The 15,843-nt window shown below is 66.7% G+C and carries 14 protein-coding genes; 4 read left to right on the forward strand and 10 right to left on the reverse strand.

The window, feature by feature from the left end:
* The first annotated feature begins 282 nt into the window (after nt 1-282).
* Nucleotides 283-978 (forward strand): YdcF family protein, encoded by a 696-nt coding sequence (locus TSB10P1A_RS09845; protein WP_186387735.1) that lies wholly within the window; start codon nt 283-285, stop codon nt 976-978.
* Nucleotides 979-1,082: 104 nt separating this feature from the next.
* Nucleotides 1,083-1,865 (forward strand): 1-acyl-sn-glycerol-3-phosphate acyltransferase, encoded by a 783-nt coding sequence (locus TSB10P1A_RS09850; protein ID WP_186387736.1) that lies wholly within the window; start codon nt 1,083-1,085, stop codon nt 1,863-1,865.
* Between the two features lie 64 nt (nt 1,866-1,929).
* On the opposite strand, the gene TSB10P1A_RS09855 is transcribed toward TSB10P1A_RS09850, so the two are convergent.
* The 3 genes from TSB10P1A_RS09855 to TSB10P1A_RS09865 form a co-directional block, all read right to left on the reverse strand.
* Complete coding sequence (locus TSB10P1A_RS09855; protein WP_186387737.1) at nt 1,930-2,385, reverse strand: translation initiation factor IF-3; 456 nt, start codon at nt 2,383-2,385, stop codon at nt 1,930-1,932.
* A gap of 3 nt (nt 2,386-2,388) precedes the next feature.
* The gene (gene rlmN, locus TSB10P1A_RS09860; RefSeq protein WP_244293068.1) at nt 2,389-3,582 is read right to left on the reverse strand and encodes a 23S rRNA (adenine(2503)-C(2))-methyltransferase RlmN; all 1,194 of its coding nucleotides are present in this window, start codon (nt 3,580-3,582) and stop codon (nt 2,389-2,391) included.
* A 369-nt stretch (nt 3,583-3,951) separates the two neighbouring features.
* Nucleotides 3,952-4,461, reverse strand: coding sequence for an invasion associated locus B family protein (locus TSB10P1A_RS09865; protein WP_186387739.1), 510 nt, complete (start codon nt 4,459-4,461; stop codon nt 3,952-3,954).
* 449 nt (nt 4,462-4,910) lie between these two features.
* On the opposite strand from TSB10P1A_RS09865, the gene TSB10P1A_RS09870 reads away from it, so the two are divergent.
* Nucleotides 4,911-5,477 (forward strand): sigma-70 family RNA polymerase sigma factor, encoded by a 567-nt coding sequence (locus TSB10P1A_RS09870; protein ID WP_305849846.1) that lies wholly within the window; start codon nt 4,911-4,913, stop codon nt 5,475-5,477.
* 142 nt (nt 5,478-5,619) lie between these two features.
* Here the strand turns inward: TSB10P1A_RS09870 and TSB10P1A_RS09875 are convergent, their stop codons facing one another.
* From TSB10P1A_RS09875 to mnmE, 5 genes are all read right to left on the reverse strand, one after another.
* Nucleotides 5,620-6,516, reverse strand: coding sequence for a ParB/RepB/Spo0J family partition protein (locus tag TSB10P1A_RS09875; protein WP_186387741.1), 897 nt, complete (start codon nt 6,514-6,516; stop codon nt 5,620-5,622).
* A gap of 53 nt (nt 6,517-6,569) precedes the next feature.
* Nucleotides 6,570-7,397, reverse strand: coding sequence for a ParA family protein (locus TSB10P1A_RS09880; RefSeq protein WP_186387742.1), 828 nt, complete (start codon nt 7,395-7,397; stop codon nt 6,570-6,572).
* Nucleotides 7,394-8,077, reverse strand: a complete 684-nt coding sequence (gene rsmG, locus TSB10P1A_RS09885; RefSeq protein ID WP_186387743.1) for a 16S rRNA (guanine(527)-N(7))-methyltransferase RsmG — start codon at nt 8,075-8,077, stop codon at nt 7,394-7,396. Before rsmG ends, TSB10P1A_RS09880 begins: the two co-directional genes overlap by 4 nt.
* Nucleotides 8,074-9,993 (reverse strand): tRNA uridine-5-carboxymethylaminomethyl(34) synthesis enzyme MnmG, encoded by a 1,920-nt coding sequence (gene mnmG / locus TSB10P1A_RS09890; protein WP_186387744.1) that lies wholly within the window; start codon nt 9,991-9,993, stop codon nt 8,074-8,076. Before mnmG ends, rsmG begins: the two co-directional genes overlap by 4 nt.
* A 238-nt stretch (nt 9,994-10,231) precedes the next feature.
* Nucleotides 10,232-11,572, reverse strand: coding sequence for a tRNA uridine-5-carboxymethylaminomethyl(34) synthesis GTPase MnmE (gene mnmE, locus TSB10P1A_RS09895; RefSeq protein ID WP_186387914.1), 1,341 nt, complete (start codon nt 11,570-11,572; stop codon nt 10,232-10,234).
* Between the two features lie 134 nt (nt 11,573-11,706).
* On the opposite strand from mnmE, the gene TSB10P1A_RS09900 reads away from it, so the two are divergent.
* Complete coding sequence (locus TSB10P1A_RS09900; RefSeq protein WP_186387745.1) at nt 11,707-13,785, forward strand: thioredoxin domain-containing protein; 2,079 nt, start codon at nt 11,707-11,709, stop codon at nt 13,783-13,785.
* Nucleotides 13,786-13,794: 9 nt separating this feature from the next.
* Here the strand turns inward: TSB10P1A_RS09900 and TSB10P1A_RS09905 are convergent, their stop codons facing one another.
* Nucleotides 13,795-14,406: a GNAT family N-acetyltransferase gene (locus tag TSB10P1A_RS09905; RefSeq protein WP_186387746.1), complete on the reverse strand. Its 612-nt coding sequence runs from the start codon at nt 14,404-14,406 to the stop codon at nt 13,795-13,797.
* A 135-nt stretch (nt 14,407-14,541) separates the two neighbouring features.
* Nucleotides 14,542-15,810, reverse strand: coding sequence for a transcription termination factor Rho (rho, locus tag TSB10P1A_RS09910; RefSeq protein WP_186387747.1), 1,269 nt, complete (start codon nt 15,808-15,810; stop codon nt 14,542-14,544).
* Nucleotides 15,811-15,843: the final 33 nt, after the last annotated feature.

Below are 15,843 nucleotides of genomic sequence, written 5' to 3' on the forward strand. Positions count from 1 at the left end.
CCCGGGAAAGACCGATACCGTGCCTGCCCATCGCCGTGCCGCGTTTGCAACATCTTGCTGCCGCGAAGATCTGCCATGCGGGGTGAACCAGCGCAGCGGCCACCGGCCACCGGCCACCGGCCACCTTTGCCCCGTCCGACCGTACCGCGCGGGGGTGGAAAAACCGGCCGGCTTGCGCCTTAGTTAGCCGAGAGACGCATGCAGGCGATTCGCCCTCTTGCATCCGCCGACCGGGCGGATATCAGACCGCGTGAAAGGAAGGCCGAGGGGCAGGCTCAGCCGATGAGTTCGCAGGACGACCAGCAGACCACGGCCGGTGGGACGGCCGGTGGGACGGCCGGGGCGACGCCGCCGGCAGACGGGCGAGCCCGCTCGCGCGGCCGACGGTTGCTGCGCATCCTGGCAAGCGGCCTTCTCGTTGCCGGCCTGGGCTTCTATGCGGGCTCCTTCCTGCGCTTCGCCGCCACCGTCGCCGGCTATGACAGCAACGACGCGGCCCGCGCCGACGCCATCGTCGTCCTTACCGGCGGCAGCGAGCGCGTCAAGCATGCACTGGCCCTGCTGCAGGCCGGCAATGCCGAGCGCCTGCTGATTTCCGGCGTCCATCCCGAAACCACGCCGCAGCAGATCGTCATCTCCACCGCCAGCGACCTGTCGCTGTTCTCCTGTTGCGTCGACCTCGACAGGAACGCCAACAACACCCTGGAAAACGCTTCCGAGACGGCGAAATGGGCTCGCGAGAACGGCTTTGCCCGTCTTCTCGTCGTTACCAGCGCCTATCACATGCCGCGCGCCCTGCTCGAGCTCCGCTCGACCATGAGCGACTTCGACCTCGTGCCCGTGCCGGTGCAGACAGCCGATCTCGCCCCCGAGCGCTGGCATGAAGAGCCGCGCACGGCGCTGCTGCTGGCGCGCGAGCACCTGAAATATCTGCTTGCCTGGCTGCGGATCGCGGTTATGGAAACGTCGGCGCCGTAACGGTGCCGTCCATGCGGCTTGCGTCGGAGGCAAGTCGCACGGGATCCTGGCGGGCGCCGCTTGCGGCGCGTCCGGTAGTTCCACACCGCAACCGGTTGAGATCGATGCTGCTTCTTCGCTCGCTGCTGTTTCAGGCGCTATTCTACATCAGCACCCTGGTCCTGATGATCGCCGGCCTGCCGGTCTTCCTGATGCCGCGGCGGCGCGGCTGGCCGCTGGTGCCATTCTGGGCCAGGGTCGAGCTGTTCCTGCTGAAATGGATCGTCGGCATGAAGGTCGAGTTCCGCGGGCTGGAGAACATTCCGCGGGGCGGCTGCATCGTCGCCGCCAAGCATCAGTCGGCCTGGGAGACCTTCGCGCTTCTGCCGCTCTTCTCCTCGCCAACCTATGTGCTGAAGCGGGAGCTGCGTTACATTCCGATCTTCGGCTGGTACACGGCGAAATTCCGCCAGATCCCGGTCGACCGGGGCAAGCGCGCCCTGGCGCTAGCCGCCATGACCCAGCGGGCCCGCGAGGCGGTGGCCGAAGGCCGGCAGATCCTGATCTTTCCGGAAGGCACCCGGCGAGGAGCCGGCGAGGAGCCGCGCTACAAGCACGGCGTCGCCCATCTCTATCGGTCGCTGGAGGCGCCGGTCCTGCCCGTGGCGCTGAATTCCGGCCTGTTCTGGCCGCGCCGCGGCTGGCGACTCTATCCCGGCACCGTGCTTGTCGAGTTCCTGCCGCCGATCGCACCCGGCCTCGACATCGAGACGTTCCACACACATATGGTCGAGACGATCGAAGACACCTCCGACCGGCTGATCGACGAGACGGCGAGGACGTCGCCCGCCCTGCCGACCCTGCACCGGGTTCGGGAGCGCCGCGCTGCGCGCGGTCTGCCAGTTTGATTGAGAACGGCGTGATTGAAAACGGTGTGATTGAAGGCGATGTGATCAAAAACCGATTGCGGCGTCAGTCCTCGCGCGTGTCCCGCGCCGAGATCCGCCAGCATCCCGATTGGCGCCCGGCGACCACCCAATAGACGAAGCCCGCCAGGAAGCCCGTCGCCGCTGCGACGATCGTGCCGGGCCGGACATCCGCCTGCAAGTGGGCCGGGCCCTCGCCGGACCACCACAGGACGGTCGCGATGGCGCCGCCAGCCGCCAGATGAAAGACCACTCCGCGCAGCCGCAACGCCTCCGCCAGCACCACGGCGGCCAGCGCCGGGGCGAAGGCCAGTCCACCGATGAGGCTGGCCCCAACCAGAGACCAGCCGAAGCTAAGGCCGATCACCACCGGATCGCCGGCGGGATCCTGCAGCCCGCGCAACAGGCCGAACGCGACGAAGGCGGCGGCGGCCACGAAGGCCAGAACCAGCCCCACGACGATCCGGATGCACTGGGCAAGAAGCTTGCCGCCGTCGATCATCACCTAGCTCGCAGCGGTTTCGGCAGCGGCCCGGTCGCGGGCGCGCATGCGCTCGGATTCCGACTTGAGCTGGCCGCAGGCGGCGAAGATGTCGCGGCCGCGCGGCGTGCGGATCGGCGAGGCATAGCCCGCCCGGTTGACCACCTCGGCAAAGGCCTCGATCTGCTCCCAGTCGGAGCATTCGTAGGGCGAGCCCGGCCAGGGATTGAACGGGATCAGGTTGATCTTCGCCGGAATGCCCTTGAGCAGGCGCACCAGTTCGCGCGCGTCGGCGAGACTGTCGTTGACGTCCTTCAGCATCACGTATTCGAAGGTGATGCGGCGGGCATTGTTCAGCCCCGGATAGGCCCGGCAGGCATCGAGCAGCTCGGCGATGTTCCACTTCTTGTTGATCGGCACCAGTTCGTCGCGCAAGTCGTCGCGCACCGCATGCAGCGAGATCGCCAGCATGCAGCCGATCTCGGCGCCCGTGCGCTCGATCATCGGCACCACGCCCGAGGTCGACAGGGTGATTCGCCGCTTCGACAGCGACAGCCCCTCCCCGTCCGAAGCGATCAGCAGCGCCTTCTTGACATTGTCGAAATTGTAGAGCGGCTCGCCCATGCCCATCATCACGATGTTGGTGACGAGCCGGCCCTCGCTCGGCACCGCCGCCCCGGCAGGCGTCTCGCCCTTGGGGAAGTCGCCGAGACGGTCGCGAGCGACCAGGATCTGCGCGAGGATCTCCTCCGCCGTCAGGTTGCGCACCAGCCGCTGGGTGCCGGTGTGGCAGAAGGTGCAGGTGAGCGTGCAGCCGACCTGCGAGGAGACGCAGAGCGTGCCGCGTCCCTCCTCGGGAATGTAAACGGTCTCGATCTCGACCGGCCGCCCGGCCCCGCGCGGGGGAAAGCGGAACAGCCACTTGCGGGTGCCGTCACTGGAAATCTGCTCCGACACCATTTCGGGGCGACGGATGCTGAAGGCTTCGGCAAGCTGTGCGCGCAGGTCCTTGGCGATATTGGTCATCTCGGCGAAGTCGGACGCGCCGCGTACATAGAGCCAGTGCCAGAGCTGGGCAACGCGCATGCGCAACTGCCGCTGTGGCACGCCGATGCCGGCCAGCGCCTCGGCCAGTTCCTCCCGGTCGAGACCGACCAGAACCGGCTTGTCCTCGCCCGCCGGCGCCGCAGGTCGCGCTTGCGGTGCCGGAGCGGCCATCAGGCTGCTGGTTGCGGAGTCGTGCTGCATCAGGCTCATGTCGTCGGTCCGTGAGACAGGGGCGCCGCGGCCTTGCGGGGCACAGTTCAAACCGCCGCCCGGCGCAAATTCCCAAAGGGCAAACCCCGAAAGAACGAATCCCGAAAGGGAAACGCCGAAAAGGCGGCGCCAATGCGGCCACCGCCCGAAAAGCCCGAACCGTCCCGCGCCTTGTCGGGGCGGGACGGTTCGGATCACGGCATCTTATACAGCAAGCCGGGCCGTTTGTGAGCCCCAAAGCACATGCGCCCCGCGCGAAGCCGCTCCGCTTCGCAGCGCAGGCTCGGCGGGAGCAGATCCCGGGGTGCGATCAGCGCGTGGCGGCGGGCCTTATTGGCAGGCCCGATCCGCCGCCGTGATCGCCGCCGTCACGCCGGACAGCGAAAAGTCGTAGGTGGTCTGCGTGCCGCGCGCCGAAACGCCGGTAACGACCATGCCACGACCGGCCTTCATCGCGGCGACGAGCTGACGCTCCTCGGTCGCATTGGCCATCCAGGCGCCGTCGTTCTTGGTGAACATCGTGAACTTCTGGCCGTCCACGTCGACGGACACCGACGACTGCTCCTTGAAGGCATAGCCGACGATCACGCTGGGTTCGTTGTTGACGTTCTCGCCGGGCCGGTTCGACACGAAGAAGAACACGTCTCCGTGATTGCGATCGCTCGGCGAGAGCTTGGTCGGCTTGGACAAGGCATAGCAAACCTTGCCCTTGGAACCGCCATAGGAATAGGCGTCCCAGTTATTGTGCTGACTGACAAGGGTCGGCGTCTGGGCGTGCGCCGACACACCCGTAAGGACGAGTGCCAGAAGAGCCGGGAAGAGCGTTCTTGCTTGCATCATCTCCTAAACCGCTACTGCTAACCATCCGGAATGGATCGAATTTGCTGAGCAATCGTCACCTTGTCTTAAGGTTATCGCCCAGCAGGTTACGAAAGGGTTGATATTCTCGAAAAGCCGTCAGACGGCTTCGCAAACCCGCTACGATCGCTGGATGGCGCACGCTGCCGGTACAAATCGGGCAAGAGTGTGACACTTTTGCCAAGCTGTCTTTACCCCTTCCGGGGATTGACGAAACCGCCCGGCCCGGTCTGATGTTGCAGGAGCGCGTCGCAGCGGCACGCGCACGTCGACGGGACGCGCGACATGGGCTATTTGGACAGTTGCCGACGTCGCCTGCCGGGGGCCTCCCCGAACCGCCTCGCAGTTTCGAACGAAGAAGGACACATGGACCAGACCGACCCGACACACCGGATGCGCATCCCTTCGATGCGGACGGGAGCTGCGTGATCGTGGCCGTTGAGGACCGGTTCTCGCTTCTGATCCTGCAGGTGGCCCGAGATCGCGACCGGACTGCCTTCGCGTCGCTGTTCGACCATTTCGCCCCGCGCATCAAGTCCTATCTGATGCGGCTCGGCTCCGATGCCGCGACTGCCGAGGAGCTGACCCAGGAGGTGATGATCACCCTCTGGCGCAAGGCGGGACTTTTTGACGCAAGCCGGGCCACCGCCGCGACCTGGCTGTTTCGCATCGCCCGCAATCGGCGCATCGATTCCCTGCGACGCGACCGCTCCGCCCTCATCGATGCCGAAGACCCGACCCTGCGCCCCCCCGCGCCGGAAGACCAGGACGAGGAACTCGATGCCCGTCAGCGCGAGGATCGGGTCCGCGAGGCCATGCAGGCGCTGCCGCAGGAGCAGGCCGACCTGATCCGCCGTGCCTTCTTCTCCGGCCTGTCGCACAGCCAGATCGCCGAGGAAACCGGTCTGCCGCTCGGCACGGTGAAATCGCGCATCCGCCTTGCCTTCTCCCGTCTGCGGCGCATCCTGGAAGCCGACGAGGCGGTCGACACCGACTGACGCAAGACCTCCACCGGAGGTGGAACAATCTCCATTATGATTTGAAAATCAATGAGTTAAATGCAAGACCCGCTGACGTTCGGGGCGCCGCCAGGCTTCGCTTCGCAGGTCAGCGGGATCGGACCGCAGCCGAATCGATCGTTCAGCCCTGGACGCCGAGCAACCGGCAGATCTCGTCGAGCTGCTCCAGCGAAGCGTATTTGATCTTCAGCTCACCGGCGCCCTTGTCCGGCTTGTGGGCGATGGCGATCTTCAGCCCCAGCGTATCGGTCAGCCGCTTCTCCAGCGCCTTGGTATCCGCGTCCTTGTCCGGCCTTTCCGTCTTCGCAGCGCGCGAGCGGGTCAGTGCCTGCGGGTCCTGCGCCAGCTTTTCCGCCTCGCGAACATTCAGCCCCTTCTCGACGATCAATTCGGCCAGCGCCGCCGGATCTTCCGCGGTGATCAGCGCTCGCGCGTGACCGGCGGTCAGCAGGCCTTCCGCCAGATAGTCCTTGACCGAATTCGGCAGCTTCAGCAGGCGCAGCGTGTTGGCGACATGGCTGCGGCTCTTGCCGATCACCTTGGCCAGCTCGCTCTGGCTATAGGAGAAGTCCTGCACCAGTTGATCGTAGCCAAGCCCCTCCTCGATCGGGTTGAGGTCGGCGCGCTGCACGTTCTCGATGATGGCGAGTTCCAGCGCTTCCTGATCGGTGACCTCGCGCGCCACCACCGGCACCATGTGCAGGCCCGCCCGCTGCGCCGCCCGCCAGCGGCGCTCGCCGGCTATGATCTCATAAGCGTTGTCGCGGCCGGCGACCGGACGCACCAGAAGCGGCTGCACGATGCCCTTTTCGCGCACCGAGTTGGTCAGATCCTCCAGATCCTTTTCGGTGAAGGTCTTGCGCGGGTTGCGCGGATTGGCGGTCAGGAACTCGATCGGCACCCGCCGCGTGTCGCGGGGTGGCCGCGGATCCGCCGGCGGTTCCGTCCCCACCTCGCCGATCAGCGCGGCGAGCCCCCGGCCCAGCCGCTTTTTCTTTCCACCGTCGTCATCCGCCATCGTCACTGCCTGTTCTTGTTGTCGGCCGCGCGCACCGTTGCGCATCCGAATCGTTACGCCGCGACGCCGCGCAGCGTCCGCTCCCGCTGGATGATCTCCGAGGCCAGCCGCAGGTAGGCCTGGCTGCCCGAACACTTCAGATCGTAGAGCAGCGCCGGCTTGCCGTAGGACGGCGCCTCGGACACCCGCACATTGCGCGGAATGATCGTCTCGTACACCGCATCGCCCATGGTCTCGCGCACGTCGGCGACCACCTGGGCCGAGAGATTGTTGCGGCTGTCATACATCGTCAGAACGATGCCGTGGATCGACAGTTCCGGGTTCAGCGCCGCCTTCACCTGCTCGACCGTGCTGAGCAACTGGCTGAGGCCCTCCAGCGCGAAGAACTCGCATTGCAGCGGTACCAGAATCGAGTGGCTGGCCGACAGGGCGTTGATCGTCAGCAGGTTCAGCGAGGGCGGGCAGTCGATCAGCACATAGGTGAAGTCCGCCGGCGCCGCCTGGCGCCCCTGCCCCGCCAGTTCATGGATCGCCTTGCGCAGCCGGTGCGCCCGATCCGGGCGGCTGGCGATCTCCAGCTCGACGCCGAGCAGATCCATGGTGGACGGCGCCACCCACAGGCGCGGCACCGCCGTGTCCTGGATCGTTTCGGCCAGCGAACAATCGCCGATCAGTACGTCATAGGTCGAGATGTCGCGGCTGCGCCGGTCGATGCCGAGGCCTGTCGAGGCGTTGCCCTGCGGGTCGAGATCGACGACCAGCACCCGCTCGCCGATCGCTGCGAGCGCGGTCCCGAGATTGATTGCGGTGGTCGTCTTGCCGACGCCGCCTTTCTGGTTGGCGAGCGCGAGGACGCGCGGAGACTGAGGAAGCATGCTCATCCGGTCTGGCCTTTCCCTGTCGCACCGCGCGGCCGGATCCCCGTGATCTTGAGGAGCCGGCTGTCGGGATCGATGAGGCTCTCCCTTTCTACCAGATCGAACTCCCAAGCGTGAGCGGCACGCGCGACCTCGTCGCGGAAATTTTTTCCTTTGTGGAAAATCGCAGGTGCGCCGTGATTCGAGAAGGGCTCCGTATAGGCCAGCAGCTCGGAAAGATCGGCCAGCGCCCGCGCCGACACCGCCTCGACCTCGCCGGCTAGGTCCCCCGACACGTCCTCGATACGCGCCGCATGAACCGTCGCCGGACAGCCCGTCTCGCGGATCACCGTGCGCAGGAAGGCGACCTTGCGGCTGTTGCTCTCGATCAGATGCACATGCGCACCGGGCAGGCGCTCCATCTGCACCATCGCCGTCACCAGGCCGGGAAAGCCGGCGCCGCTACCGAGATCCACCCAGCGGGCGGCCTCCGGCGCCAACGCCACCACCTGCAGACTGTCGGCGACATGCCGTCGCCAAGCCTCGGGCAAGGTCGACGGCGCCACGAGGTTCTGCGCCTTCTGCCAATGCAGGAGCAAATTCACGTAAGTGGTCAAGCGCTCCACTGTTTCACGTGAAACTTCGAAAATTCCGTGAAGCACTTCCGGTCCGTCATCGACGGTCAGCCGCGCCGGCCGGCTCATGCCACGGCCTCCCGGCCGCCCGCGCGGGACCCGGCCTTTTGCGCCTTGCGCACATGCGACAAAAGCAGCGTCAGCGCCGCCGGCGTCACCCCGTCGATCCGCGCTGCCTGGCCCAGCGTCTCGGGCCGCGCGGCTTCGAGCTTCTGCCGCGCCTCGTTGGACAGGCCCTTGACCAGCGCATAGTCGAGGCCAGCCGGCAGCAGCAGATCCTCGTCGCGGCGCAACGCATCGATGTCCGCCTCCTGCCGCTTCAGATAGACCGCGTAGAGCGCGTCGATCGCCACCTGCGCGGCGATCTTCGGGGCGAGCGCTCCGATCTCCTGCGGCCACACGACGGCCAGCTTGTCGAGGTCGATATCGGGGTAGGACAGCAACTCGAAGGCGGAGCGCCGCACCCCGTCCTGGTTGATCGGCAGGCCGGCGCGCCGCCCCTCCTCCGGGGTCAGCACCAGGCCAGAGAGCACCTCGCGTGCCCGCGCCAGATCCCGGCACTTTGCCTCGAACCGCGAGGCACGCTCCGCCGAGACGCAGCCGATCTCCATGCCCATCTGCGTCAGCCGCTGGTCGGCATTGTCCGCCCGCAACGACAGCCGGTACTCGGCCCGCGAGGTGAACATCCGATAGGGCTCGTTGACGCCGCAGGTCACCAGATCGTCGATCATCACCCCGAGATAGCCCCTGTCGCGGCCGAAGACGACGGGCGCCCGGCCGCCCGCCTTCAGCGCCGCGTTCAGCCCCGCGACCAGCCCCTGCGCGGCCGCTTCCTCGTAACCTGTCGTGCCGTTGATCTGGCCGGCCAGGAACAGGCCCCCGACCCGGCGCGTCTCGAGCGTACGACCCAACTCCCGCGGATCGATGTGGTCGTATTCGATGGCATAGCCCGGCCGCAGCACGGCGACATCCTCCAGCCCCGGAATGGTCCGCAGGAAGGCAAGCTGCGCATCTTCCGGCAGCGAGGTCGAGATGCCGTTCGGATAGACCGTCGGATCGTCCAGCCCTTCCGGCTCCAGGAAAACCTGATGGCCGTCGCGATCGCCGAAGCGGACCACCTTGTCCTCGATCGAAGGACAGTAGCGCGGCCCGCGGCCGACGATCTCGCCGGAATACATCGCCGAGCGATGCAGGTTGTCGCGGATGATCTCGTGGGTCCGCAGCGTCGTACGGGTGATGTGACAGGACACCTGCGGCGTGGTGATGGCGCTCGTCAGCTCCGAAAATGGTTCCGGATCCGAATCGCCCTTCTGCTCCTCCAGCCGTTCCCAATGGATCGTGCGACCATCCAGCCGTGCCGGCGTGCCGGTCTTGAGCCGGCCGAGCTCGAACCCATGCGAGAGCAGCGAGGCCGACAACAGGTTCGACGGCGCCTCGTCGGCCCGTCCGGCGGCGATCTTGCGCTCGCCGATATGAATGACCCCGCGCAGGAAGGTGCCGGTGGTCAGCACCACCGCACCGGTGACCAGCCGCCGCCCGTCGGCCAGCACCACCCCGCCGACATGTCCGGCCTCGACCGTCAGCTCCGCCGCCTCCCCTTCGACGACCTCCAGATTGGCGGTCTCGCGGATCGCCTCCTGCATCGCCTTGCGATAGAGCCTGCGGTCGGCCTGAGCCCTCGGCCCGCGCACCGCAGGGCCCTTGCGCCGGTTGAGCAGACGAAACTGGATGCCGGCCCGGTCGGCCACTCGGCCCATCAATCCGTCCAGCGCATCGACCTCGCGCACCAAATGTCCCTTGCCGAGGCCGCCGATGGCCGGGTTGCAGGACATCACGCCGATGGTGGAGAAGCTATGCGTGACCAGCGCAGTGCGGGCGCCCAGCCGTGCGCTGGCGCTCGCGGCCTCGCAGCCGGCATGGCCGCCGCCGATGACGATCACATCGAAGACAGGCTTGGCGACATTGCCGCCCTTTGTCCTGGTCATGTGCTTTCAGCCTCTGCCCGCGCCGGCGAAGATCGCGCTCGGGGCCTGCAGGCGACACGGGAAAGGTCCGCGATCCGCCTTGCGTGGATACCTCTTGCGGCCGGTGATACCCGAAAACCGGCGCAGCGGTCAAAGATAAGCAGCGTTACCGGCCTCTGTCTGACATCCGTTTCGGATGAGTCTTCATTACGGGTTTGAATCGATCCTCGATTCCTGCTGTTTCACGTGAAACGCTCGTTTACTTCCCGATACAAAATTCTCGGAAAATCACGTCCAGCAGGTCCTCCACGCCGACGCGTCCAGCAATCCGCCCCAGCGACTCCCCAGCCCGCCGCAGGTCCTCGGCGCGGATTTCCAGCGATCGGCACTCCGCCAGCGCCTCACCAAGCGCCGCCAGGCAGTCCTCCAGATGCCGCCGGTGCCGCTCCCGCGCGGCCAGCGGCTCGTCCACCCCGCCGACATGTTGTGCCGCAAACGTCGCCAGCGCAGCAAGCAGCGCATCGACTCCCTCGCCGCTGCGCACGGACAGGCGGAAGTCTCGCTCCCCCGCTGCTGCCGCCGGCCACCCCGTTCCCGTATCGGCCTTGGTCTCGACCCGCCAGAGGGCAGTCGTTGCATGCGGCGGCGGAGATGACTCTCCGCTGGAAGGGTCCGTCTCCGGCGCGACAAGCCACAGCACCAGGTCTGCATCCTCGGCCCGCGCAAGCGCCCGGCGGATGCCCTCCCGCTCGACCAGTCCCGCCGCCTCGCGCAGGCCCGCCGTGTCGACCAACGTCACCGGATAACCGTCGAGATCCATATGCACCTCGATGACGTCGCGGGTGGTTCCCGCCTCTTCCGTGACGATGGCGACATCCCGCCGCGCCAGCGCGTTCAAAAGGCTCGACTTGCCGGCGTTCGGCGCACCGAGCAGCACCACCTGGACGCCGCTGCGCAGCCGCTCGGCCCGCCGCGACCGGGCAAGATGCCCGGCGATCTCTTCGCGCAGGCGAGCAACCTCCTCCCACACCAGGGCGGAGACATCGTCGGGCACGTCCTCCTCGTCGGCGAAATCGAACTCCGCCTCCACCAAGGCCCGCGCGCGGGTCAGCCGCCCGCGCCAGCCGTCATAGACCGCCGCCAGCGCGCCGCCGGCCTGGCTCATCGCCAGCCGCCGCTGCGCTTCCGTTTCCGCCGCAATCAGATCGGCGAGGCCCTCGACCTCAAGCAGATCCATCCGGTCATTGTCGAAAGCCCGGCGGGTAAACTCCCCCGCCTCGGCCGGCCGGCATCCCGGTAGGCTGCCAAGCACCTCCAGCACCGCGGAAACCACCGCGCGTCCGCCATGGCAATGGAACTCGGCAACGTCCTCTCCGGTAAAGCTGGCGGGGCCGGGAAACCACAGCATCAGCGCCCGGTCGAGAACGGAGCCATCCGCCGGCCGTCGCAGCTCGCGCACGGAGGCACGGCGCGGCGCCGGGCAGGTCCCGCACATCGTTTCGAGGGCGAATCGGGTTCCCTCGCCGGACAGGCGGATCACCGCCACACCAGCGGGCACCGCCCCACTGGACAGGGCAAAGATCGTATCGCGCCCGGGCAGCGTCTCATTGCCTCCCCCCATCCGCTTTCCCTTGGCTCCAGACATCGACTGACCTAGCCTTTCCTCAACAACCATCATCGGCTCCGCCCGCTTCCCTGGCCGGAGCCTGCCACGCCCTGATATCGGAGAGGCCCATGACCGACAACCGTCTGGCCGGCGCCACCAGCCCCTATCTGCTGCAGCACAAGGACAATCCGGTCGCTTGGCGTCCCTGGGGACCGGAAGCGCTGGCCGAGGCCCGCGCCGCCGACAAGCCCATCCTCCTCTCGGTCGGCTACGCCGCCTGCCACTGGTGCCATGTCATGGCCCATGAGAGCTTCGAAGATCCGGACGTCGCCGCGGTCATGAACCGCCTCTTCGTCAATATCAAGGTCGACCGGGAGGAGCGCCCGGACATCGACCAGATCTACATGACCGCGCTGCATGCCCTTGGCCAGCAGGGTGGCTGGCCGCTGACGATGTTCCTCACCAGCGAGGGAGAGCCCTTCTGGGGCGGCACCTATTTCCCCAGAACCTCCCGTTGGGGGCGACCCGGTTTCATCGAGGTCCTGGAGGCGGTCGACCGTGCCTATCGAATGGATCGGAGCCGAATCGAGACCAACCGCAAGGCTCTGATGACCCATCTGGCGGCGGCCCGCCCCCAAGCGGCCGGCGCCCTGCCGCCGGACCTTGCCGTCACCGCCGGCCTGCGCCTCGCCGGCCTTTACGACACGACCCATGGCGGCATCCGCGGCGCACCCAAATTTCCCCAGGCCTGCGTCAGCGAACTCGTCTGGCGCGCGGCCCTGCGCAGCGGCTCTGCCGAGGCTCTTGATGCCTGCGTGCTGACGCTGGAACGCATGAGCAACGGCGGCATCTACGATCATGTCGGTGGCGGCCTTGCCCGCTATTCCGTCGACGAGCGCTGGCTGGTGCCGCATTTCGAGAAGATGCTCTATGACAACGCCCAATACATCGCTCACCTCGCCCGCGCGCTCGCCCTCGCCGATCTTTCCCCATCGCTCACCGAGTTGTTCCGGATCCGACTCGATGAGACCGTCGGCTGGCTGCAGCGGGAGATGATGAACGGGCCGGCCTTCGCCGCAAGCCTCGATGCCGACAGCGAGGGCGAGGAGGGCCGCTTCTATGTCTGGACGCCGGATCAGGTGGCGAGGGTCCTCGACCGCGATGCCTGCCTTGCCTTCTGCCAGGCCTATGACATCAGCGCCTGTGGCAATTTCGAGGGCGCCAGCATTCCGAACCGCCTGTCGCCACCGCGCGCCGGCCCGGGCGCGGGCGCCGCGCCCTATCCCGCCGCCCGCGCCGCGCTGCTCAACGCCCGTCAAAACCGGGTGCCCCCGGCGCGAGACGACAAGGTCCTCGCCGACTGGAACGGCTTGACCATCGCCGCGCTGGCGGAGGCCGAGTATCTCTTCCGCCTGGAAGGTGTTTCACGTGAATCCTGGCGCCGGCTCGCCATCGATGCCTATGGCTTCGTCATGGATCACATGCGCGACAACGAGGGTCGCCTCGCCCACGCCTGGTGCGGAGGTCGCCTCACCCGGCCGGGATTTGCCAGCGACCTTGCGGCAATGATGAAGGCCGCCGTCACCCTCGCCGAAACCTCGTGGTCCATGTCGGAGGCGAATCGATTTCTCGCCGACGCCCTCGACCTCGGCCGCCGGCTCGATCGGGACTTTGCCCATGAGGGTGGCGGCTACTACCTCGCCTCACGCGAGGCGAACGACATCATCATACGGCCGTTCTCGCCAATGGACGAGGCCGTTCCCAATGCCAACGGGCTGGCGGCTGAGGCCTTCCTGCGCCTGTCGCACCTCCTCGGCGACGATAGGCTGGCGGAGACCTCAGAGGCGATCCTTGCCGGTTTCGCCGCCGACATCGTCGGCAACGTCTTCGGCACGGCGAGCCTGTTGAGCGCCCTAGACACCGCCGAAAACGCAGTGCTCGCGGTGCTGGTGACGCCGCTCGAGGGAGACCGGTCCGAGTGCGCGATGGCGTTGCGCCGGGCCGTTGCCCGCCTGGCCGATCCCGCCATCATCCGCCTGGAAGTTTCGGACGGCCACGATTTCCCGGCCAGCCACCCGCTGCATGGCAAGACCGCCCGCGCCGGGCGCCCCACCCTCTATCTCTGCCGGCGGGGAGCCTGCAGCGCGCCGCTAACCAGCGCCGCCGATGTCGGACCAGCGCTTACCCACTTCGCGTCCCGACATTAAGGCCCAGCCTCAGTCCGGGTAGTCGCCGGCGCTGCCAGATCCGCCGCCCCGGTGAGAGGCCCAATCCTTCACGCCGAGGCGATAAAGCACATGCGGCGATAGGGGGCTTGCGCCATCGATTGCCGGATGAGCGAAATCCGCGGCCGTGTCCCGCCGCATGCCGATCCGCTCCATCACCCGCCGCGACGGAGCGTTCAGCACGGCGGTGAAGGAGATGATCTCGTCGAGACCCTGTGTTTCGAAACCGAATCGAAGCCATGCCCGCGCGGCCTCGCTGGCATAGCCCTGTCCCCACGCCGAACGGGCGAGCCGCCAACCGATCTCGATACAGGGCAGGAAGGGCAGCGGATGCCTCGGCCGGTTGAGGCCGACGAAACCGATGAAGGACCCGCCCGCCTTCTCGATCACCGGCTGGAAACAGATCCCGTCCGCCGCCGCACGGGCCCGCGCCGTGTCGACCATCGCATCGCTCTCAGCGCGGCTCAGCACCGAGGGGAAGTAGCGCATCACGCAAGGGTCGCCATTCATCGCGGCGAAGGGCGCCTTGTCCTCCTCCCGCCACGGACGCAACAGCAGCCTCGCGGTTTCGATCACCGGGCCCGCCTCGCCCTCGCCTGCCATCGTTGCACCTCCGAATCGACCTGATTCACGTGAAACACCCGTCCTGCAAAAAGCAACACCCGCGGAGATCTCGGACCTCCGCGGGTGTTTCACGTGAATCTCGTATCCGCGTCGCGGCGATGCCGCGCAGCGCCGTCAGGTGTTCATGCTGTCGAAGAAATCGTCGTTCGACTTGGTTTGGCGCAGCTTGTCGAGCAGGAACTCGATGGCGTCGACCGTCCCCATCGGGTTGAGGATGCGGCGCAGCACGAACGTCTTCTTCAGGTTCACCGGCTCGACCAGAAGCTCTTCCTTGCGGGTGCCGGATCGCTGGATATCGATGGCCGGGAAGACGCGCTTGTCGGAGATCTTGCGGTCGAGAATGATCTCGGAGTTGCCCGTACCCTTGAACTCCTCGAAGATGACCTCGTCCATGCGGCTGCCGGTGTCGATCAGGGCCGTGGCGATGATCGTCAGCGACCCGCCCTCTTCGATGTTACGGGCAGCACCGAAGAAGCGCTTCGGCCGCTGCAGCGCGTTGGCATCGACACCGCCGGTCAGCACCTTGCCCGAGGACGGAACCACGGTGTTGTAGGCGCGCCCCAGCCGGGTGATCGAATCCAGCAGGATCACCACGTCGCGGCCATGCTCGACCAGGCGCTTGGCCTTCTCGATGACCATCTCGGCCACCTGCACGTGGCGAACCGCCGGCTCGTCGAAGGTGGAGGACACCACCTCGCCGTTCACCGTACGCTGCATGTCGGTGACTTCCTCGGGCCGCTCGTCGATCAGCAGCACGATCAGATAGCATTCGGGATGATTGGTGGTGATCGACTTGGCGATGTTCTGCAGGAACACCGTCTTGCCGGTGCGCGGCGGAGCGGTGATCAGGCCGCGCTGGCCCTTGCCGAGCGGAGCGACCAGGTCGATGACCCGCGACGACAGGTCCTTGCTCCCGGTCGGCGTCTCGACTTCCATCTTCAGCCGCTCGTCGGGATAGAGCGGCGTGAGATTGTCGAAATGAACCTTGTGCCGCGCCTTTTCCGGGTCCTCGAAATTGATCTTATTGACCTTGAGCAGCGCGAAATAGCGCTCGCCCTCCTTCGGGCTACGAATCTCGCCTTCGACCGTGTCGCCGGTTCTCAGCGAGAAGCGGCGGATCTGCGACGGTGAGATGTAGATGTCATCCGGGCCGGGAAGGTAGTTGGCGTCCGGCGAGCGCAGAAAACCGAAACCGTCCTGCAGCACTTCGACGACGCCCTCGCCGATAATGTCGACGTCCTGGGCGGCGAGCTGCTTGAGAATGGCGAACATCAGCTCCTGCTTGCGCATGGTGCTGGCGTTCTCGACCTCATGCTCCTCCGCAAAGGCGAGGAGTTCGGTCGGCGTCTTGATCTTGAGATCTGAGAGTTTCATTTCCCGCATGGGCAATGGATGGTCTTCTGCTAGGGGTGGATG

The sequence above is a fragment of the Stappia sp. TSB10P1A genome, from assembly GCF_900185725.1.
In the GTDB taxonomy this organism is placed as follows: Bacteria; Pseudomonadota; Alphaproteobacteria; order Rhizobiales; family Stappiaceae; genus Stappia.